This window comes from Streptomyces sp. NPDC007929 (assembly GCF_042959065.1).
In the GTDB taxonomy this organism is placed as follows: Bacteria; Actinomycetota; Actinomycetes; order Streptomycetales; family Streptomycetaceae; genus Streptomyces.
This window is the reverse complement of sequence record NZ_JBIBKD010000004.1, coordinates 572,470-594,953: the sequence shown is the minus strand read 5'-3', so window position 1 is coordinate 594,953 and position 22,484 is coordinate 572,470. Positions and strand designations below refer to the sequence as shown.

General features: G+C 71.1%; 23 protein-coding genes and 1 tRNA gene. 13 read left to right on the top strand and 11 right to left on the bottom strand.

Annotation, left to right across the window (positions count from 1 at the left end):
• Positions 1 to 18 precede the first annotated feature (18 nt).
• From ACFZDE_RS16290 to ACFZDE_RS16280, 3 genes are all read right to left on the bottom strand, one after another.
• Positions 19 to 96 (bottom strand): 50S ribosomal protein bL37, encoded by a 78-nt coding sequence (locus ACFZDE_RS16290; protein WP_370443954.1) that lies wholly within the window; start codon positions 94 to 96, stop codon positions 19 to 21.
• A gap of 177 nt (positions 97 to 273) precedes the next feature.
• Positions 274 to 347: transfer RNA gene (locus tag ACFZDE_RS16285), tRNA-Pro, on the bottom strand.
• A gap of 43 nt (positions 348 to 390) precedes the next feature.
• Positions 391 to 612 (bottom strand): hypothetical protein, encoded by a 222-nt coding sequence (locus ACFZDE_RS16280; RefSeq protein ID WP_390996240.1) that lies wholly within the window; start codon positions 610 to 612, stop codon positions 391 to 393.
• Positions 613 to 856: 244 nt separating this feature from the next.
• Between ACFZDE_RS16280 and ACFZDE_RS16275 the strand changes: the two genes are divergently transcribed.
• Complete coding sequence (locus ACFZDE_RS16275; RefSeq protein WP_390996237.1) at positions 857 to 1,201, top strand: cupin domain-containing protein; 345 nt, start codon at positions 857 to 859, stop codon at positions 1,199 to 1,201.
• Positions 1,202 to 1,260: 59 nt separating this feature from the next.
• On the opposite strand, the gene ACFZDE_RS16270 is transcribed toward ACFZDE_RS16275, so the two are convergent.
• A complete protein-coding gene (locus ACFZDE_RS16270; RefSeq protein WP_391200317.1) occupies positions 1,261 to 2,259 on the bottom strand; it encodes a substrate-binding domain-containing protein in 999 nt (332 codons plus the stop codon).
• A 111-nt stretch (positions 2,260 to 2,370) separates the two neighbouring features.
• Between ACFZDE_RS16270 and ACFZDE_RS16265 the strand changes: the two genes are divergently transcribed.
• Positions 2,371 to 3,534, top strand: coding sequence for a Gfo/Idh/MocA family oxidoreductase (locus ACFZDE_RS16265; RefSeq protein WP_391200316.1), 1,164 nt, complete (start codon positions 2,371 to 2,373; stop codon positions 3,532 to 3,534).
• Positions 3,535 to 3,560: 26 nt separating this feature from the next.
• Here ACFZDE_RS16265 and ACFZDE_RS16260 read toward each other — a convergent pair whose 3' ends face one another.
• Positions 3,561 to 4,172 carry a TMEM175 family protein gene (locus ACFZDE_RS16260; protein ID WP_390996229.1) on the bottom strand — a complete coding sequence of 204 codons (612 nt, stop codon included), beginning with the start codon at positions 4,170 to 4,172 and terminating at the stop codon, positions 3,561 to 3,563.
• 63 nt (positions 4,173 to 4,235) lie between these two features.
• Entirely contained in the window at positions 4,236 to 5,267 is a 1,032-nt protein-coding gene (locus ACFZDE_RS16255; RefSeq protein ID WP_391200315.1) for a substrate-binding domain-containing protein, read from the bottom strand.
• A gap of 108 nt (positions 5,268 to 5,375) precedes the next feature.
• Between ACFZDE_RS16255 and ACFZDE_RS16250 the strand changes: the two genes are divergently transcribed.
• The 5 genes from ACFZDE_RS16250 (at position 5,376) to ACFZDE_RS16230 (ending at position 10,007) form a co-directional block, all read left to right on the top strand.
• Positions 5,376 to 6,533, top strand: coding sequence for a phytanoyl-CoA dioxygenase family protein (locus ACFZDE_RS16250; RefSeq protein ID WP_391200314.1), 1,158 nt, complete (start codon positions 5,376 to 5,378; stop codon positions 6,531 to 6,533).
• 8 nt (positions 6,534 to 6,541) lie between these two features.
• Complete coding sequence (locus tag ACFZDE_RS16245; protein ID WP_391200313.1) at positions 6,542 to 7,318, top strand: oxidoreductase; 777 nt, start codon at positions 6,542 to 6,544, stop codon at positions 7,316 to 7,318.
• Positions 7,319 to 7,362: 44 nt separating this feature from the next.
• Complete coding sequence (locus tag ACFZDE_RS16240; protein WP_391200311.1) at positions 7,363 to 8,367, top strand: Gfo/Idh/MocA family oxidoreductase; 1,005 nt, start codon at positions 7,363 to 7,365, stop codon at positions 8,365 to 8,367.
• On the top strand, positions 8,364 to 9,392 hold the full coding sequence (locus tag ACFZDE_RS16235; protein ID WP_391200310.1) for a Gfo/Idh/MocA family oxidoreductase: 1,029 nt from the start codon (positions 8,364 to 8,366) through the stop codon (positions 9,390 to 9,392). The genes ACFZDE_RS16240 and ACFZDE_RS16235 overlap by 4 nt, the downstream gene beginning before the upstream one ends.
• A 228-nt stretch (positions 9,393 to 9,620) precedes the next feature.
• Entirely contained in the window at positions 9,621 to 10,007 is a 387-nt protein-coding gene (locus tag ACFZDE_RS16230) for a hypothetical protein (protein ID WP_390996213.1), read from the top strand.
• Between the two features lie 91 nt (positions 10,008 to 10,098).
• Here ACFZDE_RS16230 and ACFZDE_RS16225 read toward each other — a convergent pair whose 3' ends face one another.
• Genes ACFZDE_RS16225 through ACFZDE_RS16205 form a run of 5 tightly spaced genes read right to left on the bottom strand, consistent with a single transcriptional unit; the run spans position 10,099 to position 15,056 of the window.
• A complete protein-coding gene (locus ACFZDE_RS16225; RefSeq protein ID WP_390996210.1) occupies positions 10,099 to 11,118 on the bottom strand; it encodes a Gfo/Idh/MocA family oxidoreductase in 1,020 nt (339 codons plus the stop codon).
• Between the two features lie 18 nt (positions 11,119 to 11,136).
• Positions 11,137 to 12,039, bottom strand: a complete 903-nt coding sequence (locus ACFZDE_RS16220; protein ID WP_390996208.1) for a TIM barrel protein — start codon at positions 12,037 to 12,039, stop codon at positions 11,137 to 11,139.
• A 1-nt stretch (position 12,040) separates the two neighbouring features.
• Positions 12,041 to 12,952, bottom strand: coding sequence for an ATP-binding cassette domain-containing protein (locus ACFZDE_RS16215; protein WP_391200309.1), 912 nt, complete (start codon positions 12,950 to 12,952; stop codon positions 12,041 to 12,043).
• A 5-nt stretch (positions 12,953 to 12,957) separates the two neighbouring features.
• Complete coding sequence (locus tag ACFZDE_RS16210; protein WP_390996202.1) at positions 12,958 to 14,037, bottom strand: ABC transporter permease; 1,080 nt, start codon at positions 14,035 to 14,037, stop codon at positions 12,958 to 12,960.
• Positions 14,037 to 15,056 (bottom strand): substrate-binding domain-containing protein, encoded by a 1,020-nt coding sequence (locus tag ACFZDE_RS16205; protein WP_390996199.1) that lies wholly within the window; start codon positions 15,054 to 15,056, stop codon positions 14,037 to 14,039. The genes ACFZDE_RS16210 and ACFZDE_RS16205 overlap by 1 nt, the downstream gene beginning before the upstream one ends.
• A gap of 321 nt (positions 15,057 to 15,377) precedes the next feature.
• Between ACFZDE_RS16205 and iolC the strand changes: the two genes are divergently transcribed.
• The 6 genes from iolC to ACFZDE_RS16175 all read left to right on the top strand — a co-directional run bounded on the left by iolC (position 15,378) and on the right by ACFZDE_RS16175 (position 22,452).
• Positions 15,378 to 16,355, top strand: coding sequence for a 5-dehydro-2-deoxygluconokinase (gene iolC / locus ACFZDE_RS16200; protein WP_391200307.1), 978 nt, complete (start codon positions 15,378 to 15,380; stop codon positions 16,353 to 16,355).
• A gap of 88 nt (positions 16,356 to 16,443) precedes the next feature.
• Positions 16,444 to 17,322 (top strand): deoxyribose-phosphate aldolase, encoded by an 879-nt coding sequence (locus tag ACFZDE_RS16195; RefSeq protein ID WP_391200306.1) that lies wholly within the window; start codon positions 16,444 to 16,446, stop codon positions 17,320 to 17,322.
• A 13-nt stretch (positions 17,323 to 17,335) separates the two neighbouring features.
• Positions 17,336 to 18,229 (top strand): 5-deoxy-glucuronate isomerase, encoded by an 894-nt coding sequence (gene iolB, locus ACFZDE_RS16190; RefSeq protein ID WP_391200305.1) that lies wholly within the window; start codon positions 17,336 to 17,338, stop codon positions 18,227 to 18,229.
• Positions 18,226 to 20,100, top strand: a complete 1,875-nt coding sequence (gene iolD, locus ACFZDE_RS16185) for a 3D-(3,5/4)-trihydroxycyclohexane-1,2-dione acylhydrolase (decyclizing) (protein WP_391200304.1) — start codon at positions 18,226 to 18,228, stop codon at positions 20,098 to 20,100. The genes iolB and iolD overlap by 4 nt, the downstream gene beginning before the upstream one ends.
• Positions 20,101 to 20,151: 51 nt before the next feature.
• Positions 20,152 to 21,645 carry a CoA-acylating methylmalonate-semialdehyde dehydrogenase gene (locus ACFZDE_RS16180; RefSeq protein ID WP_391200303.1) on the top strand — a complete coding sequence of 498 codons (1,494 nt, stop codon included), beginning with the start codon at positions 20,152 to 20,154 and terminating at the stop codon, positions 21,643 to 21,645.
• A 21-nt stretch (positions 21,646 to 21,666) separates the two neighbouring features.
• Positions 21,667 to 22,452, top strand: coding sequence for a UTRA domain-containing protein (locus ACFZDE_RS16175; protein ID WP_390996184.1), 786 nt, complete (start codon positions 21,667 to 21,669; stop codon positions 22,450 to 22,452).
• Positions 22,453 to 22,484: the final 32 nt, after the last annotated feature.

Below are 22,484 nucleotides of genomic sequence, written 5' to 3'. Positions count from 1 at the left end.
GGCGTGCTCGCAGAGCCCTCAGGACTGCGGACGGCTGCCGTGGTTGGCGCCGTTCTTGCGGCGGGCCTTCTTCTTGCGACGTCGCTTCGAGGACATCGAACCTCCTCTTTCCGGCTTTCGGTCACCCGTCACCGGACTGCCGATCCGGTGACTACAGGGTCACTTTCCAGCCGACGCGAACGCAAACACCCTCGGTGCGGATGCACACGGGTGGCCTATGTCACGGATGTTCCGGATACCCCCGGAACCACTCCGGCCTGCGACTCGTACGAGTCGGGACGACAGGATTTGAACCTGCGACCCCTTGACCCCCAGTCAAGTGCGCTACCAAGCTGCGCCACGTCCCGTTGCGTATCGTGCGGGTGAACCGCGTGATCACGCAGGTCAACCCTACCGCATGGGGAGTCGTCCCCCGGCCCGCGCCGACGGCCGTTCCGGGCGCCGGGTCCAGCCGGCGAGGCCCACCGCCGAGACGGCGACGGCGAGGACGGCCCACCAGGGCAGGTCCGCCTTGGTCGCATGGCCGGCGCAGGCCGCCACGGCCAGCAGTGCCGTGACGGCACCTGAGGGCAGTCCGGTCCGCCGCGCGGTGCGTCGCCCCGTCTCGTCCACGTCCTGGTTCCCCCTTCGCCCAACGCGCTCGTATGCCCCGGATCTCTCAACTCCTGGGCATATGCCGCAAACAATACGCGAGTCGGCGGGAACTCCCGACCAGGGCAAAGGGGTTGAGACGGACAGCGCTCGCTCCACCACCGCCGGCGAGCGGACGACGAGCGACGCAGTGCCGACCCGCTCCCGCCGACACCGCACACTGTGTCCAGGCCGCTGCCCGGCCGGTCGGGGCTAGGGTCGCCGCATGACGGACAGCTTCGTACTCCACATCCCCGACGCCGAGCTCACGCCCGAGCCGCTCGCGCCCGAGCAGATCGTCTCCGGGACGCCCGAGGTGACCGGAAAGGTGGTCTGGGAGTCGGAGGACGGCCGTCAGGTCCGGGGCGTCTGGCAGATCACGCCCGGCGTGGTCACCGACACCGAGGCCGACGAACTGTTCGTGGTGATCAGCGGCGCGGCCACGATCGAGGTCGAGGGCGGGCCGACGCTCACGGTCGGGCCCGGCGACATGGCCGTCCTGCGCGAGGGCGACCGTACGACGTGGACGGTGCACGAGACCCTCCGAAAGGCGTACGCGATCAACCTCTGAGCGCGTGCCGCGTCCCGCGACGCCCGCATGATCCGCACCGACGGGCCACCGGCGCGCGGTCATGGCGCCGGGGCCGTCGACCCCCGGATCTCCAGGGTAGGCGTGGCCAGATGCACCCGGCCCGCTCCTTTGGTGCCCTCGGAGCGCTCCAGGAGGCAGCGGGCCGCGCGGCGGCCGACCTCGTGACCGGCGGGGTCGACCGTCGTGAGCCACACGTGCCGCAGCCGGGCGATGCTGGTGTTGTCGTAGCCGACGACGGACAGGTCGCGCGGGACGCGCAGCCCCAGCTCCTCGGCCGCCGAGAGCACACCGATGGCGGCGATGTCGTTGACGGCGAAGACGGCCGTGGGCCGGTCGGGGCGGCTGAGCAGCCGGACGGTCGTGCGGTAGCCGCCTTCCTCGGTCATGTCGCTCGGCTCGACCAGCGCCTCGTCCGCGAGACCGTGCCGGCGCATCGTCGCCTCGAAGCCGCGGCGGCGCAGCTCGCCCACCGCTCCGTAGCCCGCGATGTGCGCGATACGGCGGTGCCCGAGGCCGGTCAGGTGCTCGGCGGCCAGCCGGGCGCCCCGCTCGTCGTCGCCCGCCACGACGTCGACGCCCGGCGGGGCGGGTTCGCGGGAGGCGGCCAGCACGACCGGGATCCGCTCGGCGACCGGGCCGAGGGCCGCCGGGTCGGGCAGCGTGCCGACCACGACCAGCCCGTCGACCCGCAGATCCAGCAGCGGATCGGCCGGGTCCTGGCCGGTGCGGCGATTGAGGCGGGCGTCGGCCAGCAGCATGTGCAGGCCGCCTGCGTGCAGCAGGGAGTTCAGGCCGTCCAGGAGGTCGACGAACCAGGGGTTGCGCAGGTCGTTCAGGAGGACGCCGATGGTGCGGGTGCGCTGTTCGCTGAGGCTGCGGGCGGCGGCGTTGGGCCGGTAGCCGAGCTCCTCGGCGGCCCGGAGCACGGCGTCCCGCTTCTCGGGTCGCACCTGGTCGGAGCCGCGCAGCGCCAGGGAGACCAGCGACTTGGAGACGCCGGCGCGTTCGGCCACGTCCCGGATCGTCGGCGCTCTCATGGGATGGACCGTTCCATGGGGTGGCGCGGCTTGTCAAAGGGTTGACAGCGTCGGTGAACCCCGCCCAGGGTGGCCTGGACAGGTTCTGGAACGGTCCAAAGAGGGGCTCTCATGGTGGACACGCTCGGCGTCGCCGTCATCGGATTCGGCTGGATGGGGCGGGTGCACACCCAGGCGTACGCGCGTGTGCGGCACCACTATCCGCGGCTGCCCCTCGTCCCGGAGCTGGTGACGGTCGCGGAGGAGGTGCCGGGCCGGGCTGAGGAGGCCGCCGCACAGTTCGGGTTCGCCTCGACGAGCCGGGACTGGCGCGAGGTGGCCGCCGACCCTCGGGTGCGGGCGGTCAGCATCACGGCGCCGAACTTCCTGCACCGTGAGATCGGTGTCGCCATGGCCGAGGCGGGCAAGCACATCTGGATCGAGAAGCCGGTGGGCCTGACCGCCGAGGACGCCGGGGCGGTGGCGGACGCGGTCGCCAGGGCCGGCGTGCAGGGAGCCGTGGGCTTCAACTACCGCAACGCGCCCGCCGTGGAGGCGGCCCGCGAGCTGATCTCCTCCGGGGAGATCGGCACCGTCACGCATGTCCGGATCCGGCTCTTCAGCGACTACGCGGCCCACCCCGAGTCCGCGCTGACCTGGCGCTACGAGCGGGAGCGGGGTGGCAGCGGGGTGCTGGGCGACCTGGCGTCGCACGGTGTGGACCTGGCCCGCCATCTGCTCGGTGACGTCACGTCCCTGACGGCCGACACGGCCGTCTTCCTTCCACAGCGGGCCCGGCCCGCGGGCGCCACGGCGGGCCACAGTCGCGCCACCGGAGGCGAACTCGGCCCTGTCGAGAACGAGGACTACGTCAGCTGCCTGCTGCGCTTCGCCTCGGGGGCGCGCGGCGTGCTGGAGGCCTGCCGGGTCTCGGTCGGGGAGCAGAACAACTACGGCTTCGAGGTGCACGGCACCAAGGGCGCCGTGTTCTGGGACTTCCGCCGTATGAACGAGTTCGGCGTCAGCCGCGGCACCACGTACCAGGACCAGTCCGTCACCACGGTCCATGTCGGCCCGGGCCACGGGGAGTTCGCGGCGTTCCAGCCGGGCGCCGCGAACGCCATGGGGTACGACGACCTGAAGGTCATCGAGGCGTACCGCTTCCTCAGGTCGGTCGCCGAGGGCACACCGTACGGCGCGACCCTCACGGACGCCGTGCACGGCGCCGCCGCGCTGGACGCGATGGCGCGCTCGGCGCAGAGCGGGAGCTGGGTCGAGGTGACGGGGCGGGGGTGAACCCGCCCCGGCCGGGGCTCGCGCCCTCAGCCGGAGCGCTGAAGCCTTCGGCCCAGGTAGATCTTCACCGGGACCAGGGCGAGCCACATCCACATGATCCTCGGGCCCGTCACCAGGACCAACGGGACGGTGGCGAGGAAGACCAGCACCGAGGTGGCGCTGTCGACGAGGTAGAGCGTGGTCGCCGCCTCCGAGGGCCTGTCGTGGCGCAGCCAGGGGCGTCTCGCCAGGACGGCGGCCACTGCGAGGTGGCAGGCGCCCAGCGCGGCGACGGCACCCGCGTAGACGGCGACCGACACGGACTGCGCGCCGTACTCGGCGAGCAGCCGGGTCGGGAACGGCACCAGGGCCGCGACGCCCAGGCCGACCACCGAGAGGCCGATCACCTGGCCGTCGACCTCCCGGACGTCCTGGAAGATCCGCCGGTGGTCACGCCAGAAGCTCCCCAGCACCGCGACGCTCAACGCGTAGGCCCCGAGGTCCGGGAGCAGCTCTCCGAGGGCCCGGCGGTAGGCGGCGGGGTCGAGCTCCCGGGGTACGGAGAGATCCAGGACGAGCAGGGTGATGGCGATGGCGAACACACCGTCGACCAGGGTCACCAACCGCTCGGGGCCGCCGTCCGGGCGCGAGGTCCACATGCGCCCGACGGTAGGGGGCGGCACGCGGCTCCTCCCGGACCCACGCCCGGCAGCGCCCGCGGATCACACGGCCGCCTGCGGGGGCATGTTGTACGGCGTCACCACCTGGATCGCCGACGGCAGGGTCGGGCCCGCCGGGGGGAGCGCGTCGTGGGCGCGCATCACGGTGTGGCAGGCCTCGCGCACGTCCTGGCGCAGGTCGTGGTGGAGCACGGCGGACAGCCGGTGCTCGCGCAGCAGACGGGTGTTGTCGTGGTCCAGGTCGTGCGCGACGAACACCGCGCACTCGCGCCCGAGGTCGTCGAAGGCGCGCAGCGTGGCGATGTTGCCCCCGCCGATCGAGTACACCGCGCGGATGCCGGGGTCGCGTTCCAGAGCGGCCCGGACGAGGTCGTACTGGGTGGCGTCCAGCCCCTGGCCCTCGGCTATCTCGACCAGCGTGCGCTCGGGGTGCCGGGCGCGCATGACGCTGCGGAAGCCCATCTCGCGCTCCTCCTCGTTGCGGAAGAAGCCGCTGCTGAGGCTGGTGAGGATGTTGCCCGGCCGCTCCCCCAGCCACTGGCCCATCAGATAGGCCGCCGTCGCGCCCGCGGCCCGGTCGTCTATGCCGACGTAGGCGAGGCGGGCGCTGGCCGGCAGGTCGGTCACCAGGGTCACGACCGGCACCCCGGCGGCTTCGAGCCGGCCGACGGCGGCGGTGACCTCGGGGACGTCCGGGGCCTTGAGGATCACGCCCTGCGAGCCGCGGCGGGCGATCCGGTCCAGGGTCCGTACGAGTTCCACGGCCGGGCCGGTCTCGCGGAAGTGGAAGCGGGAGCGCAGCACCGCCGGACGCAGCGACGGCAGCTCGGCCTCCAGGGCGGCGCGGATCGCCGTGGTGAACCGCTCGGGTGCCTGCATCACGATGTCGACCATGAAGGTGCGGCCGACGAGCCGCACCTGGGTGCGCTGCCGGTCGAGATCGGCGATGGCCTGGCGGACCTCGCGTGCGGTGCTCTCGCGCACGCCTCCCCTGCCGTTCAGCACCCGGTCGACGGTCGCCTCGCTCAGGCCCGCCTGTCGTGCGATCTCCCGGATCGGGAACGGGTGGCCCATGCGCCGGCTCCTTGAGGGGTTTTTGATGGCTCACTGCTGGTTGTTCGAGGGGTTTGTACTGACAAGAATGACAGGGCTGCGTCGCTCCGTGACCCCGAAGGGACGACGATGTCCTTCACCTCCGTCCACCACCGTGCCTGGCTGTCCGAGCAGGACTGCGATCTCGACGCGTTCCGCGCGCTGGTCGAGCAGGCCACCGACCCCGCCGACCATCCGCACGCCTGCGCCGTGGAGCGCAATGTGCCCGTCTACGACTGCGGCCTGCTGGAAGGCGACCGGGTGGTCCAGGCCGAGCTGGTGCGGGCGCTCACCGACGGGCCCGGCATCGTGGTCTTCCGCGGTGCCTTCCCCGACCACCGGGTCGTGGACCGGGCCACCGAGGTGTTCGAGGCGCTGATCGCCGAGCAGCGCGCCTCGGGGGCCCCGGCCGGTGATCACTTCGCGAAGCCCGGAGCCAACGACCGGGTCTGGAACGCGCTGGAGAAGGCGGCCCTCTACGACCCCGAGGTGTTCGCCGACTACTACGCGAACGACATCCTGGCCCTGGTGGCCGGCGCCTGGCTGGGCCCCGGCTACCAGGTCACCTCCCAGCTCAACGTGGTCAACCCGGGCGGGGCCGCCCAGACCGCGCACCGCGACTACCACCTGGGTTTTCTGTCCGACGAGGTGGCCGCCGCCTATCCGGCGCACGTGCACCGCCTCTCCCCCGTGCTGACACTCCAGGGCGCGGTCGCGCACTGCGACATGCCCGTGGAGTCCGGGCCGACCATGTACCTGCCGCACTCGCAGAAGTACGAGCCGGGCTATCTCGCCTGGCGGCGCCCGGAGTTCCGGGCCTACTTCGACGCGCACCAGGTGCAGCTGCCGCTCGCCAAGGGCGACGCCGTGTTCTTCAACCCGGCCCTCTTCCACGCGGCCGGCCCCAACCGCTCCGCGGACGTCCGGCGCATGGCCAACCTGCTGCAGGTGTCGTCCGCGTTCGGGCGTGCGATGGAGACGGTGGACCGGGAGGCAGTGGCGAACGCGGTGTATCCGGTGCTGCTCAAGCGCAAGGCGGAGGGTGCCGATCAGGCGTGGCTGGAGCACGTGATCGCGGCGAGCGCCGAGGGCTACCCCTTCCCCACCAACCTCGACAGCGACCCGCCAGTCGACGGACTGGCCCCGCCCTCGCAGGCGGATCTGATGCGGCGGGCGCTGCGCGAGGAGTGGACGCCGCGGGCGCTCCGGGTGGCGCTGCGGTCCGGTGCCGAACGGCGAGAGAGCTGAGGAACACGATGGGACTTCTCGACGACAAGGTCGTCCTGGTCAATGGCGGCAGTCAGGGCGTCGGCGCGGCCATCGCGCGGGCCGCGGTCCGCGAGGGGGCGGTCGTGGCCGTCACCGGGCGGCGCCCGGAGCCCGGCGAGGCTCTGGTGGAGGAGCTGACCGCCGCGGGCGGCAAGGCCCTGTACGTCCGGGCCGACCTGTCGGACGCCGAGCAGGCGAAGGACGCCGTGGCCCGGGTCGTCCGGACGTACGGCCGGGTCGACTGCCTCGTGAACTCCGCCGGTCTGACCTCCCGCGGCACGCTGCTGGACACCACGCCCGAGCTGTTCGACCAGCACATCGGGATCAACCTCAAGGGCCCGTTCTTCGCGATGCAGGCGGCGGTGGCGGACATGGTGGGGCGTGCGGCGCCCGGCACGATCGTCAACATCATCACCTCGTCGGCGCACGGGGGGCAGCCGTTCCTGGCGCCGTACGTCGCCGCGAAGGCCGGGCTGATCGGCCTGACCCGCAACGCCGCGCACGCGCACCGGTGGGACCGGGTCCGGATCAACGGCCTGAACATCGGCTGGACCGCGACCGAGGGCGAGGACGCCACGCAGAAGGCCTTCCACGGGGCGGGGGACGACTGGCGTGACGAAGCCGCCGCGAAGCTGCCCATGGGCAAGCTCGGCCAGCCGGACGAGATCGCAGACTTCGTGGTCTTCCTGCTCTCGGACCGGTCCGGTGTGGTCACCGGGTCGGTCATCGACTGGGACCAGAACGTCCTCGGTGGCCTGGACTGACAACTCCGCAAGACACCCGCACCCTCTCTAGGAGCAACACCCCCATGCGTATCGGAATCCTCGGCCTCGGCCGCATCGGCGCCTTCCACGCCGAGACCCTCTCCGGACTCGACGCCGTCGACTCCCTCGTGCTGACCGACCCGTTCGCGGATGCCGCCAAGAGTGCCGCCGAGCGGTTCGGGGCCGATGTCGTGGACTCGCCGGAGGCCCTGCTGGCCGCCGGTGTGGACGGCATCGTCGTCGCGGCCGCCACGGACGCCCACCCGGCGCTGATCCTGGCCGGTGTCGAGGCCGGTGTCCCCGTCTTCTGCGAGAAGCCCGTCGCCAGGACCATGGCCGAGGGTGTCGAGGTGCTCAAGGCCGTCGCCGGACGGGACGTGCCGATCCAGATCGGCTACAACCGGCGTTTCGACACCGGGTTCGTCAACGCCCGGGCCGCCGTGCAGAGCGGTGAGCTCGGCACGCTGCACACCGTCCGCTCGACCACGCTGGACCCGGCGCCCCCGCCGGCCGCGTACATCGCCGCCTCCGGTGGCATCTTCCGCGACTGCTCGGTGCACGACTTCGACATCATCCGCTGGGTGACCGGGCGCGAGGTGACCGAGGTGTACGCCGTGGGCGGGAACCGGGGCGCCGCGTACATCAAGGAGGCCGACGACGCCGACACCACCGGTGCGATCCTCACCCTCGACGACGGCACCCTCGCCGTGGTGTCCAACTCCCGGCACAACGCCCGCGGTTACGACGTCCGTATGGAGATCCACGGCTTCCAGGACTCCATCGCCGTCGGCCTGGAGGACAAGCTGCCGCTGCGCTCGGTCGAGCCCGGGGTCAGCTTCCCAGCGGGCACGCCGCACGACTTCTTCATGGACCGCTTCACGGACGCCTACCGCGCCGAACTGACCGCGTTCACCGAGGTCGTCGCCGGCACCCGGCCCTCCCCCTGCACCATCGAGGACGCCCTGGAGGCGGGCTGGATCGCCGACGCCTGCACCCTGTCCCTGCGCGAGCACCGCCCGGTGACGATCGAGGAGGTACGGCAGGCATGAGCGACTCGGGCCGGGAACCCCTGCGCATCGGTGTGCTGGGAGCCGCGCGGATCACCGAGCGCTCCCTGATCGACCCGGCCCGGGCGACCGGCCACCGCCTCGTCGCGGTGGCCGCCCGCGACCGTGCCCGGGCCGAGGCGTTCGCCGCCGGGCACGGGGTGGAGCGCGTGGCGTCCTCGTACGCCGAACTGATCGCCGACCCCGAGGTCGACGTCGTCTACAACCCGCTCGCCAACGGTCTGCACGGCCCGTGGAACCTGCCCGCCCTCGCGGCCGGCAAGCACGTGCTGTCGGAGAAGCCGTCGGCGAGCAACGCCGCGGAGGCGGCCGAGGTGCGGCGGGCCGCCGAGAAGGCCGGGACGGTCTTCATGGAGGCCTTCCACTACCTCTTCCACCCGGTCACCCGGCGCCTGCACGAGCTGCTGGCCTCGGGCGAACTCGGCGAGCTGCGGCACGTCGAGGCCATGGTCGCCATCGCCGCTCCGCCGGACACCGACCCGCGCTGGTCGCTGCCGCTGGCCGGCGGCGCCCTGATGGACCTGGGCTGCTACAGCCTGCACGCGCTGCGGATGCTCGCCCCCTGGGCGGGTGGCGCACCGCGCCTGGCCGGGGCCCGGGCCGGGGAGCGCGCGGGCGCGCCCGGGGTCGACGAGTGGCTGGACGCCGACCTGGAGTTCCCGGGCGGCGCCACGGGCTCGGCCCGCTGCCATATGGCGTACGACGGACTGGACATGAGCATCCGGATCGTCGGTTCGCGAGGCGAGGCGATGGCTCCGAACTTCGTCCTGCCCCAGCTGGACGACCGCGTTCTGGTCCGCACCGCGCAGGGCGAGCGCACGGAACACCTCGGCACCCGTTCGTCGTACACCTACCAACTGGAGGCGTTCGCGGCCCGGGTGCGGGGCGGTGCTCCGCTGCCGCTGGACGTGGACGACGCGGTGACGACGATGGAGCTGATCGACGCGGCCTATCGGGCGGCGGGGTTCGAGCCGCGTCCGCGTACGGCACGCGCCGGTGTCAGTTGAAAGGGCAAACCCGAATACGCACTGCGAATCCTGGGCGTGACGGATATCCCGGACACTCCAGGAATTTGATAAAATCCTCCGGGGCGAATGATCCGAATTGACGGACCTCCTTCAAAAGGGCACGCGTCATCTTTTGAGAGCCGACCGTCCGGTAGATCATTTCATGTAGCCTCCAACTGACCAGTGCGCCACAGGAAGTGGCGTCAGGGGGAACAAGGAGGCAGCAACGTGAAAGTCAGGAGACTGATCGGGGCCGGGGTCGCAGCAGTGGCGATGACGGCCATGGCGTCCGCACCGGCATCTGCCGATGAGACGGTCACCGGCGGCAATGTGGAAATGGTGATTTTCGGCAGCGGTACGCACGTCAGCTCGGTCACCATCCACGGGCTCCCGGAACCGCAGGGCCCTGCCCAGTATCAGTTCACCTATTTCGCCACCACCTCACCGACCAAGACGCACACAATGATATGCGGTGGCAGCAGCACAGGTGGCAGCTGCACGCACAAATTCAAGATCAATGCCACCTATGCAAAGGGAGTCGGAATCCGGAGTTGCGGGTCGATCAAGCGTGTCGACAACCAGCAGCTTCTCGGGACTGCCTGCAAGAAGTGGTGACGGGGTGAAGGCTCGGCTGTCGCCGAGCACTCCACGATGACTGCGGACGTGCCGTCCCGACAAGGAGTCGGGGCGGCACGTCGTATGTATCTCACCGGTACAGGGCGGGCTTCTCCTCCAACGCCACCTCTACGCGGCCCCCGTCCTGAAGCGCCCGCACACCCGCTTCGCACACCGCGGCCGCGGCGTAGCCGTCCCAGCTGCTCGGGCCGGTGACCTCGCCGCGGCGGGTGGCGTCGATCCAGCTCTGGATCTCGCGGTCGTAGGCCGTCTCGAAGCGTTCGGTCCAGTCCTGGGCGATGGTGCCGCCCCAGCGGCCGGCCATGTTGGTGATCAGGGCGTGGCCGTCGCCGATGCGGGCGGTGCCGCGTTCGCAGACCACCTCGGCCTGGACCTGGTAGCCGAAGCCGCAGTTGACGAAGATCTCGACGTCGCTGAGGGCACCGCCGTCGGTCTCGAAGACGACGAACTGGGGGTCCCGCAAGCCGTCCGGGGCGCTGGCCGAAGGGGTGGGGCGCAGCACCGTGACGGCGGTGATCTCATGGCCCAGCAGCCAGCGGCTGGCGTCGGCCTCGTGGGCGACGGAGTCGCTGATCAGCATGGAGCTGGTGAAGAAGGGCGGGCTGGCGACGTTGCGGTGCCGGTTGTGCAGCATGAGCGGACGGCCCAGCTGACCGGTCGTCAGCAGAGCCTTCAGCTTGGCGTACTCGGGGTCGAAGCGGCGCATGAAGCCGACCTGGACACGGCGGTGGCCGAGTCGCTGTTCGGCTTCGAGGACGCGCAGGGCGGAGGCCGCGTCGGGGGTGAGCGGCTTCTCGCACAAGACGGGCAGATCGTGCTCGAAGGCGGTGAGGAGGGCGGCCTCGTGGGCCGGGCCCGGGGAGGCGATCAGGACGGCGTCCACGCCGGCCGCCGTCATCGCGGCAGCCGGGTCGGTGTAGGCGGTGCAGCCGTCGACACGGGCGGCGACGGCCTTCGCGCGCTCCGCGTCGACGTCCACGACGGCCGCCACCCGTGCTCCGCTGGTGACTTCGTGGATGCGGCGCACATGATCGGCGCCCATCCTTCCGGTACCGATGACCGCGACTCCCAGAGGGGCACGCTCCGTCATGGCCGTCCTTTCGGGTCGTCAGGCCCCGCAGGACCTCAGGAACTTGCGGGTGCGCACCGCGATCGGCAGCGGCTTGTCCGGCTCGCAGGGGTACATGTCCTGCTCGACGATGGCGAAGAGGTCCACGCCCAGCTTCTGGGCGGCCGTGAGGACCGGGCCCAACTCGGGGACGCCCGCGGGCGGTTCGCACATGACGCCGCGCGCCACGGCGGGGCCGAACGGCATTTCGTTCTTCACCACGTCGGCGAGGATCTCCGGGTCGACCTGCTTGAGGTGGAGGTAACCGATGCGCTCACCGTAGGTCTCGATCAGCTTGACGCTGTCGCCGCCGCAGTAGGCGTAGTGCCCGGTGTCCAGGCAGAGGTTGACCGCGCCGGAGTCGGTGGAGTCGAGGAAGCGCTCGACGTGCTCCTCGGTGTCGATGTGGGTGTCGGCGTGCGGGTGGACGACGATGTCCAGGCCGTACTTGTCCTTCACCTCGCGGCCCAGGCGCTCCATGCCGGTGGTGAGGTTGCGCCACTGCTCGGTGGTGAGCTCCGGCTCCTCCAGGATCTCGGCGGTCTTGTCGTCGCGCCAGAAGGACGGGATGACGACGAGGTGCTCGGCGCCCATGGCCTGGGTGAGCGCGGCGACGTTGCTGACCTGCTCCCAGGTGGAGTCCCACTCGGAGGGGCCGCGGTGCAGTCCGCAGAAGATGGTGCCGGCGGAGACCTTCAGGTTCCGCTTGGTCACCTCGTCGGTGAGCCGGGCCGGGTCGGTCGGCAGGTAGCCGTACGGGCCGAGTTCGATCCAGGAGTAGCCGGCCTCGGCGACCTCGTCGAGGAAGCGTTCCCAGGGCACCTGCTGGGGGTCGTCGGGGAACCAGACGCCCCAGGAGTCGGGGGCGGAGCCGACCCGGATGCGGTCGAGCGCGTGGGCCATGTCAGGACTTTCCTTCCGAGGACGTGGCTGCGGGGGCGGTGAGGTCCCCCTCTTCGGGGAGCTCTTCGACGTCGACGCCGCGGACTTGCGCCAACTCGTGCTTGAGGGACGCCAGTTCGGTGCCGCCGGCCATGTGGTTGGTCAGCTCCTCAAGGCTGACCTCGCTGCGGGAGGCGGACAGTTCCATGGTGCCGAGGCGCAGCACGCTGAAGTGGTCGCCGACCATGTAGGCGTGGTGCGGGTTGTGGGTGATGAAGATGACGCCGAGGCCCTTCTCGCGGGCGGCGGCGATGTACTTCAGCACCACACCGGACTGCTTGACGCCGAGGGCGGCGGTCGGCTCGTCCAGGATGAGCACGCGGGCGCCGAAGTAGACGGCGCGGGCGATGGCCACGCACTGGCGCTGGCCGCCGGAGAGCGTGCCGATCGGCTGCTCCATGTCGTCCAGGACGATGCCCATGTTGCGCAGCTCTTCGTCCGCGGTCTTCTTCATCTGCTCGATGTCGAGACGGCGCAGCGGCCAGGGGCCCTTGGTCATCTCGGAGCCGAGGAAGAAGTTGCGCCACACCGGCATCAGCGGGACGACGGCGAGGTCCTGGTAGACGGTGGCGATGCCCTTGTCGAGGGCCTCGCGCGGGGTGGAGAAGCGCACCGGTTCGCCGTCGACGAGGAACTCGCCCTCGGTGTGCTGGTGCAGACCCGAGATGATCTTGATGAGGGTGGACTTGCCGGCGCCGTTGTCACCGAGGACGCAGGTCACCTTGCCGGGGTGGACCTCAAGGCTCACGCCGTGCAGGGCGCGGATGTTGCCGTAGGACTTGCCCGCCGCCTTCAGCTCGATCACGGGACGCCCGTCCGCGGGCGGGGTGTCCTGCACAACGGCCCCGTGGGTGCCGGTGGAGTTGCTTGTCATTCCGATCACCTCCGGGTCGCTTGCTTGCGGACCCACAGATTGACGAGGGTGGCGCCTACGAGCATCACGCCGAGGAAGGTCTTGAACCAGTCGGGGTTCCAGGTGGCGTAGACGATGCCCAACTGGACCAGGCCGAACATGAACGCGCCGAAGACCGGGCCGATGATCGTGCCGTAACCGCCGGTCAGCAGACAGCCGCCGACCACCGCCGCGGCGATGTAGATCAGCTCGTTGCCCACGCCCTCACCGGACTGCACGGTGTTGTACTGGAACAGGTTGTGCATGCCGACGAACCAGGCGCCGAAACCGACCAGCACGAACAGTGAGATCTTGGTGAAGTTCACCGGGACGCCGACGGCGCGGGCGCTGTCCTTGTTGCCGCCGACCGCGAAGATCCAGTTGCCGTACCTGGTGCGCAGCAGGACCCAGGTGGCCAGCGCCGCGAAGGCCAGCCACCACACGACAGTGATCTTGACGTTGACTCCGCCGACGTCGAAGGACGAGGCGAACACGGCCTTGGCCTGGTCGAAACCGTCCATGTCGCTGATGTCGTCCGTGGCGACGTTGCCGGTGACCAGCTTGGTCACCGCCAGGTTCACACCCTGAAGGCCCATGAACGTGCCCAGGGTGACCAGGAAGCTCGGCAGCCCGGTCTTCACCAGGAGCCAGCCGTTGAAGAAGCCGATCCCGAGCGACACCACCAGGGCCGCGATCACGCCGACCCAGACGTTCAGGGTCAGCTCGAAGGCGGTCATGCTCGCCGTCAGCGCCGAGGCGACCGGTGCGACGCCGGAGGACAGGTCGAACTCGCCGCCGATCATCAGCAGCGCTACGGGCAGGACCATGATCCCGATGGTCGACGACTGGTAGAGGACGGTCGACATCGAACTGCCCTGGCGCAGTGTCGGCGCCATGATCAGGAAGAAGACCAGGATGGCCAGGGCCCCGAGGAAGACGCCCACCTCGGGCCGAGCGAGCAGTCTCAGCACCAGGGAGCGCTGCCGGGTCCGCCCGTCCTTCTCCTTGCCCGGGCCGGAGACCGGCGGTGTGGTCACCGCCGGCTCAGCCTGCTGGGTCATGCTCATCACCGAGTGCCCTTCGCGGCGAACTCGGCGATCTTGTCGACGTTGGACTTGTCGACGAAGGCCGGGCCGGTGAGCACGGGCTGCTCGCCGCCGCCGCTGTAGTTGCCGTTGTTCTTGTAGAGCCACAGACCGTCGACGGCGAGGTAACCCTGCAGGTAGGGCTGCTGGTCCACCGCGAACTGGATGTCGCCGCCCTTGACGGCGCTGATGAGTTCCTTGTTGAGGTCGAAGGTCGCGACCTTCGCCTTGCTGCCGGCATCAGCCACCGACTGCACCGCGGTCAGCGCGAACGGGGCGCCGAGCGTGACGACGTAGTCGATGGAGGAGTCCTGCTTCAGCTTGGCGGTGAGCGTCGACTTCACCGACGGCTTGTCCGCGCCGTTGACGTTCTGGACGTCGAGCTTGCCGTCGAAGGTCTTCTCCACGCCGTCGCAGCGCTGGGTGAGACCCACGTTGCCCTGCTCCTGGATGACACAGAGGGCGTGCTTGGCGCCGACCTCGTTGAGCTTCTTGCCGAAGGCCTCGCCCGCGACGGACTCGTCCTGGCCGAAGAACTCCAGCATGTTGAACTGCTTCCAGTCGCTCAGGCCGGAGTTGAGGCCGACGACGGGTATGCCGGCCTTGTCCGCCTTGCCTATCACGCCCTTCATGGCGTCCGGCTTGGCGAGGGTGACCGCGATGCCGTCGACCTTCTGGTCTATCGCGGTCTGGACCAGGTTGGCCTGGTTGCCCGCGTTCGGGTCGGCGGAGTAGATGAGCTTGATGTTGTCCTTGGCGGCCGCGGCCTCGGCGCCCTTGCGGACGGTGTCCCAGAAGGTGTCGCCGGGCGCCTGGTGCGTGACCAGGGCGACGGTCATGCGGGGCGTGGTGGCCTTGCCCGCCGACGCGTCCGCCGCGCCTTCCTCGGACTTCTTGCCTCCGGAACTGCTGGAGCAGCCTGCGAGGGTCAGGGCCGCTGCCGCGGCCACGGCGACGACGGGCGCGAACCTGCGAGAGCGGGGGTGAGAAGAGCGGTCCATCTTTCCTGGCACCTCACTGTGCTACTTCGGTGGAAAGGAAGGGATCACGAAGGGATCCGTGGTCCCGGAGCCTTACGGAGTCCGGATCATGATGCCGCAAACCGACTGTTGCGATGGCACGGGATACAAGTCCCTGCCGCGCCCGCTGTCAATACTTTGTTAAGACATCATTTCACGAGCTAGTCCGAATGTAAGTACAAACTATTGACAGCGCCGCCCTCCGAGACCTACACCTGGGGGGCGGCAGGTCCCGTGGATCCACGCCCCCACCGTGTCAGGGGGCCACCGGACCCGCATCCCCAGCTTCCGAGGAGGTCGCGCATGGCCGAGCCAGCCCAGTATTTCGATGTGATCACGATGGGCCGCATCGGGGTCGACCTCTACCCCCTGCAGACCGGCGTCCCCCTGGCACAGGTGGAGACGTTCGGTAAATTCCTGGGAGGTTCGGCGGCCAATGTGGCGGTCGCCGCGGCCCGCCTGGGACGCCGCACGGCGGTGATCACACGCACCGGCGACGACCCCTTCGGCACCTATCTGCACCAGGAGCTGAAGGCGTTCGGCGTCGACGACCGCTGGGTCACCCCGGTCGGCGCGTACCCGACACCGGTGACGTTCTGCGAGATCTTCCCGCCGGACGACTTCCCGCTGTACTTCTACCGCCGCCCCAAGGCGCCGGACCTGGAGATCCACACCGACGAGCTGGACTTCTTCGCCATCCGAGGGGCCCGGATCTTCTGGATCACCGGCACCGGCCTGAGCGAGGAGCCGAGCCGCTCCGCCACGCTCGCCGCCCTCAAGGCCCGCGACAAGTCCGGCACCACCGTCTTCGACCTCGACTGGCGGCCGATGTTCTGGCGCGACCCCGAGGAGGCCCGCCCCTACTACCGCGAGGCCCTGCGGCACGCCACGGTCGCGGTCGGCAACCTCGACGAGTGCGAGATCGCCACCGGCGTGCGCGAGCCGCAGGCCTGCGCGGACGCGCTGCTGGAGGCCGGCGTGGAACTGGCCGTCGTCAAGCAGGGCCCCAAGGGCGTGCTGGCCGTGCACCGCGACGGCACCCGGGCCGAGGTTGCGCCGGTGCCGGTCGAGGTGGTCAACGGCCTCGGTGCGGGTGACGCCTTCGGCGGCTCGCTCTGCCACGGTCTGCTCGCCGGCTGGGACCTGGAGCGCACCATGCGCCACGCCAACGCCGCCGGCGCCCTGGTCGCCTCCCGCCTCGCCTGCTCCTCCGCGATGCCCACCGAGTCCGAGGTCGCCGGCCTCCTCGCCGGGGTGCCGTCGGCGAGCACGAGCCACTGACGCCGTCGCCGAGCACGAGCCCTGATGCCGTCGCCGAGCACGAGCCCTTGCTGCCGTCGCGGCACGAGCCACTGAAACGGAGCCTTCCTTGAACATCGGCATCCCCGACCTCACCGCGGTCAGAGCCCGCAGCCCCGAGGCCGTCGCGGAAGCGGCCGCCCGCCGGGTGCGCCGCCCGCTGCTCGGCGACAGCGGCCGGCTGATGATCGTGGCCGCCGACCACCCGGCGCGCGGCGCCCTCGGGGTCGGCGACCGGCGCCTGGCCATGGCCAACCGCGCGGACCTGCTCGAACGGCTGTGCACCGCGCTGTCCCGGCCCGGCGTCGACGGGGTGCTCGCCACCGCCGACATCCTGGAGGACCTGCTGCTGCTCGGCGTCCTCGACGACAAGGTTGTCATGGGCTCCATGAACCGCGGCGGCCTGGCCGGGGCGTCCTTCGAGATGGACGACCGCTTCACCGGCCACCGCGCCGAGGACATCGCCCGGCTCCGCTTCGACGCGGGCAAGCTCCTGGTCCGCATCGACTACGACGACCCGGGCTCGCTGACCACCCTGGAGTCCACCGCGCGGGCGATCGACGCCATGGCCGAGCGGCGACTGCCCCTGTTCGTCGAGCCGTTCATCTCCCGGCGGGTCGACGGCAGGGTCCGCAACGACCTGTCCGCCGAGGCCGTCACCCGGTCCGTCGCCATAGCCTCCGGGCTCGGCGGGACCTCCGCCTACACCTGGCTGAAGCTGCCCGTCACCGACGACCCGGACGACATGGCCGAGGTCCTGGAGACCTCCACCCTGCCGGTCGTGCTGCTCGGCGGCGAGGTGGGCGAGGACCAGGAGGGCGCCTACGAGCGCTGGCGCAAGGCCCTGCGGCTTCCCACCGTCCAGGGCATGGTCGTGGGACGGTCGCTGCTCTACCCGGCCGGGGGCAGCGTGGAAGAGGCCGTGGACACGGCCGTCGGTCTGCTGTGATCCGGAGGATGCCATGACGTACCACCTTCCCGCCGGCAAGGCCCTCGGCGGCCCCTACGCCGTCGACGTCACGCCCGAGAAGGCGGGCTGGGGGCACTCCAGCCTGCGGGTGCTGGAGCTGCCGCCCGGCGGCTCGCACACCTTCGACACCGGTGACAGCGAGTGGATCGTCGTCCCGCTGAGCGGCGGCTGCACGGTGGCCGCGGCGGACGACTTCGGCCAGGAGACCTTCGAACTCCAGGGCCGCGCCGACGTGTTCAGCGGCGTGAGCGACTTCGCCTACGTGCCGCGCGACGCCCGCGCGACCGTCACGTCGGCCGCCGGCGGCCGGTTCGCGCTGACCGGCGCGCGCTGCACCCGCCGGCTGCCCGCCCGCTACGGACCCGCGTCCGAGGTGCCGGTGGAGCTGCGGGGCACCGGGAACTGCTCCCGGCAGGTCAACAACTTCGGCGCGGCCGGGGTCTTCGAGTGCGACAAGCTCATCGCGGTCGAGGTGATCACCCCGGGCGGCAACTGGTCGTCGTTCCCGCCGCACAAGCACGACGAGCACCGGCCGGGCGAGGAGTCCGTGCTGGAGGAGATCTACTACTTCGAGTTCGCCGGGCACGACGGCACCCCCGGCCTCGGCTACCAGCGCGTCTCCCCGTCCGGCCCGGGCCGGGACACCGATGTGCTGGCGGAGGTGCGCGACGGCGACGTCGTCCTCATCCCGGACGGCTGGCACGGTCCGTCGATGGCCACGCCCGGCCACCACATGTACTACCTCAACGTCATGGCGGGCCCGGAGGCCGAGCGCGCCTGGCTGATCTGCGACCACCCCGACCACGCCTGGGTCCGCGACACCTGGCCGGACCAGCCGGTCGACCCCCGGCTCCCCCTCTACACCGCCCCGGAGACCTCCGTATGAGCGCCGCCACCCGCCGACTGACGACCGCCCAGGCACTGGTGCGGTTCCTGTCCGCCCAGTACACCGAGCGCGACGGCGTGCGCCGCCGGCTGATCGCCGGGACCTGGGGCATCTTCGGCCATGGCAACGTCGCCGGGGTCGGCCAGGCGCTGCTGGAGGCGGGCGAGGAGGTCATGCCGTTCCACCAGGGCCGCAACGAGCAGTCCATGGTGCACGCGGCGGTCGGCTACGCCCGGCAGCTCAACCGCCTGTCCGCGCAGGCGGTGACGACGTCGATCGGCCCGGGCGCCACCAACCTGGTCACCGGAGCGGCCCTGGCGACGATCAACCGGCTGCCGGTGCTGCTGCTGCCCGGTGACTACTTCGCCTCGCACGCGCCCGACCCGCTGCTCCAGCAGCTGGAGCACCCGGTCGAGGCCGACGTGTCCGTGAACGACACCCTGCGTCCGGTGTCGCGCTACTTCGACCGGGTCACCCGCCCCGAGGCGCTGATCCCCTCGGCGCTCCAGGCGATGCGGGTGCTCGCCGACCCGGCCGAGACCGGCGCCGTCACCCTCGCCCTGCCGCAGGACGTGCAGGCGGAGGCGTACGACTGGCCGGAGGAGTTCTTCGCCGAGCGGGTCTGGTACGTACGGCGTCCCGCGCCGGACCCGGTGGAACTGGCGGCCGCGGTCGAGGCGATCCGGTCGGCCGAGCGGCCGCTGATCGTGGCCGGCGGCGGCGTGCACCACAGCGAGGCCGAGGGGGCGCTGAAGGCGTTCGTGGAGGCCACCGGCATCCCGGTCGCCTCCACCCAGGCCGGAAAGGGCTCGCTGCGCCACGACCACCACGCGGACCTCGGCGGCATCGGCCACACCGGCACCGCGGTCAGCGACGAACTCGCCCGCACCGCCGACCTGGTGATCGGCGTCGGCACCCGCTACACCGACTTCACCACCGCCTCCGGCACGCTCTTCCAGAACCCGGACGTGCGGTTCCTCAACCTCAACATCACCGCCTTCGACGCCCACAAGCTGGCGGCGCGGACGCTGGTGTGCGACGCCCGGTCCGGCCTGGAGAAGCTGGCCGAGGAGCTGGCCGGGCACCGGGTGCCGGAGGCCTACGAGGCCGGGTACCGCGCCGGAAAGGAGCGCTGGGACGAGATCGTCGAGGCCGCCTACCGGGCGGGCGACGAGAACGCGGTCCCGACCCAGACGCAGGTGCTCGGCGCGCTGGACGCGGTCGTCGGCGACGACGACGTGGTGATCAACGCGGCCGGTTCGCTCCCCGGCGACCTGCACAAGCTGTGGCGCGCCCGCGGCCCGCGCCAGTACCACCTGGAGTACGGCTACTCCTGCATGGGCTACGAGATCCCGGCCGGCATCGGCGTCCAGCAGGCCGCGCCGGGCACCCCGGTGTGGGCGCTGGTCGGCGACGGCACCTATCTGATGATGCCGACGGAGATCGTCACCGCCGTCCAGGAGGGACTGCCGGTCAACGTCGTCCTGCTCCAGAACCACGGCTACGCCTCGATCGGGGGCCTGTCGGAGGAGACCGGCGGTGAGCGGTTCGGCACCGCCTACCGCTTCCGGGCCGCCGACGGCACCTTCACCGGCGCCCCGCTGCCCGTCGACCTCGCCGCCAACGCCGCGAGCCTCGGCATGGACGTGCTGCGCGCCAAGACGGTGCGCGAGCTGCGCGAGGCACTGGCCGCGGCCCGTGACTCCGACCGCCCGACGTGTGTGTACGTCGAGACCGACCCGTCCCCGACCGCTCCCCCGGCCGAGGCCTGGTGGGACGTGCCGGTCGCCGAGACCGCCTCCCGCGAGGCCGCCGTCGCGGCCCGTGAGCGCTACGACCGCCAGGTGGCCGGACGCCGCCGCCACCTCTGAACCACCCCACGAACCCGCTGAACCAGGCTCCACGAAAGGCCCCCGCGCACCATGAAGACCCTCACCCACTGGATCGACGGCAAGCCCGTCGAGAGCACCTCCGGCCGGTTCGGCCCCGTCTACAACCCGGCGACCGGCGCCCAGGAGAAGCAGGTCGGCTTCGCGTCCGTCGACGAGGTCGACGCCGCGGTCGCCTCCGCCATGGCCGCCTTCGCGAGCTGGGGTGAGTCCTCCCTGGCCAAGCGCACGGCGATCCTGTTCAAGTACCGCGAGCTGCTGGACGCCCACCGCGACGAGATCGCCGAGCTGATCACCGCCGAGCACGGCAAGGTGCACTCGGACGCGCTCGGCGAGGTCGCCCGCGGCATGGAGATCGTGGAGCTGGCCTGCGGGATCTCCGTGCAGCTCAAGGGCGAGCTGTCCACCCAGGTCTCCACCCGGGTGGACGTGGCCTCGATCCGCCAGCCGCTGGGCGTGGTCGCGGGCATCACGCCGTTCAACTTCCCGGCGATGGTGCCGATGTGGATGTTCCCGCTGGCGATCGCCTGCGGCAACACCTTCGTGCTGAAGCCGTCGGAGAAGGACCCGTCGGCGTCCCTCAAGCTCGCCGAACTGGCCACCGAGGCGGGCCTGCCGGAGGGCGTGCTGAACATCGTGCAGGGTGACAAGACGGCCGTGGACCGCCTTCTGGAGCACCCGGACGTCGAGGCGGTGTCCTTCGTCGGTTCGACGCCCATCGCCAAGTACATCCAGTTGAAGGCCGTCGAGCACGGCAAGCGGGTGCAGGCCCTCGGCGGCGCCAAGAACCACATGCTGGTGCTGCCGGACGCCGATCTGGAACTCGCCGCCGACCAGGCGATCAACGCCGCGTACGGCTCGGCGGGCGAGCGCTGCATGGCCGTGTCGGTGGTCGTGGCCGTCGGTGACATCGGTGACGCGCTGGTCGGCAAGATCGCCGAGCGGGCGAAGAACCTGAGGATCGGCCCCGGGAACGACCCGGCCTCGGAGATGGGCCCGCTGATCACCCGCGAGCATCGCGACAAGGTGGCGTCGTACGTGGCGGGCGCCGCCGAGCAGGGCGCGGAGGTCGTGGTCGACGGCACGGGCTTCTCGGTGGAGGGCCACGAGGACGGCTTCTTCCTCGGGGTCTCCCTGCTGGACCGGGTGCCGCTGACGGCGGACGCCTACCGGGACGAGATCTTCGGCCCGGTGCTGGCGGTCGTCCGCACGGAGACGTACGAGGAGGCCATCCAGCTGATCAACTCCTCACGCTGGGGCAACGGCACCGCGATCTTCACGCGGGACGGCGGCGCGGCCCGCCGCTTCCAGCTGGAGGTCAAGGCCGGCATGGTCGGCGTCAACGTCCCGATCCCGGTCCCGGTGGGCTATCACTCCTTCGGCGGCTGGAAGGACTCGCTCTTCGGCGACCTGCACATCTACGGCAACGACGGCATCGCCTTCTACACCCAGGGCAAGGTCGTCACCACCCGCTGGCCGGACCCGTCCGACGGCGGCATCAACCTCGGTTTCCCGAGCAACTCCTGACAACCGAAGGGGGGTTCGTCCATGGCGAAGACAGGTGACCGGGCCCGTACCACGGCCGTCGCCGCGCTCGGCTCGCTCGACTTCGACCTGGACCGGGGCAGTCCCGTGCCGCTCTACCACCAGCTCGCGCGGCAGCTGGAGGCGGCGATCGGGCGCGGGGTCCTCGCCCCGGGGAACCTCCTGGGCAACGAGGTCGACCTGTCCGTGCGGCTGGGCCTGTCCCGCCCCACCGTCCGCCAGGCCATCCAGTCCCTGGTCGACAAGGGGCTGCTGGTCCGGCGGCGCGGGGTGGGCACGCAGGTGGTGCACAGCCAGGTCAGACGCCCGCTGGAGCTGAGCAGCCTCTACGACGACCTGGAGACGGCGGGGCAGGCGCCGACCACCGAGGTGGTGCGCAACGAGGTCGTCCCGGCCTCCTGCGAGGTGGCCGCCGCCCTCGGTGTGCCGGAGGGCGAGGAGGTGACCGTCCTGGACCGGCTGCGCCGCACCCACGGCCGGCCGGTGGCCCTGCTCCGCAACCATCTGCCGGTGTCCCTGCTGGACCTGGACGGCGCCCGCCTGGAGTCGACCGGTCTGTACCGCATGATGCGCTCGGCGGGCATCACCCTGCACAGCGCCCGCCAGACGATCGGCGCCCGCGCGGCCACCGCGCGGGAGGCGGCCCGTCTGGACGAGCGGGAGGGGGCGGCGCTGCTGACGATGCAGCGCACGGCGTACGACGACACGGGGCGCCCGGTCGAGTACGGAACGCACATCTACCGGGCCTCGCTCTACACCTTCGACTTCCAGTTGCTCGTCCGGCCTTGACCGGGCTCCGGTTCGGGTGCAGAGTCGTACAT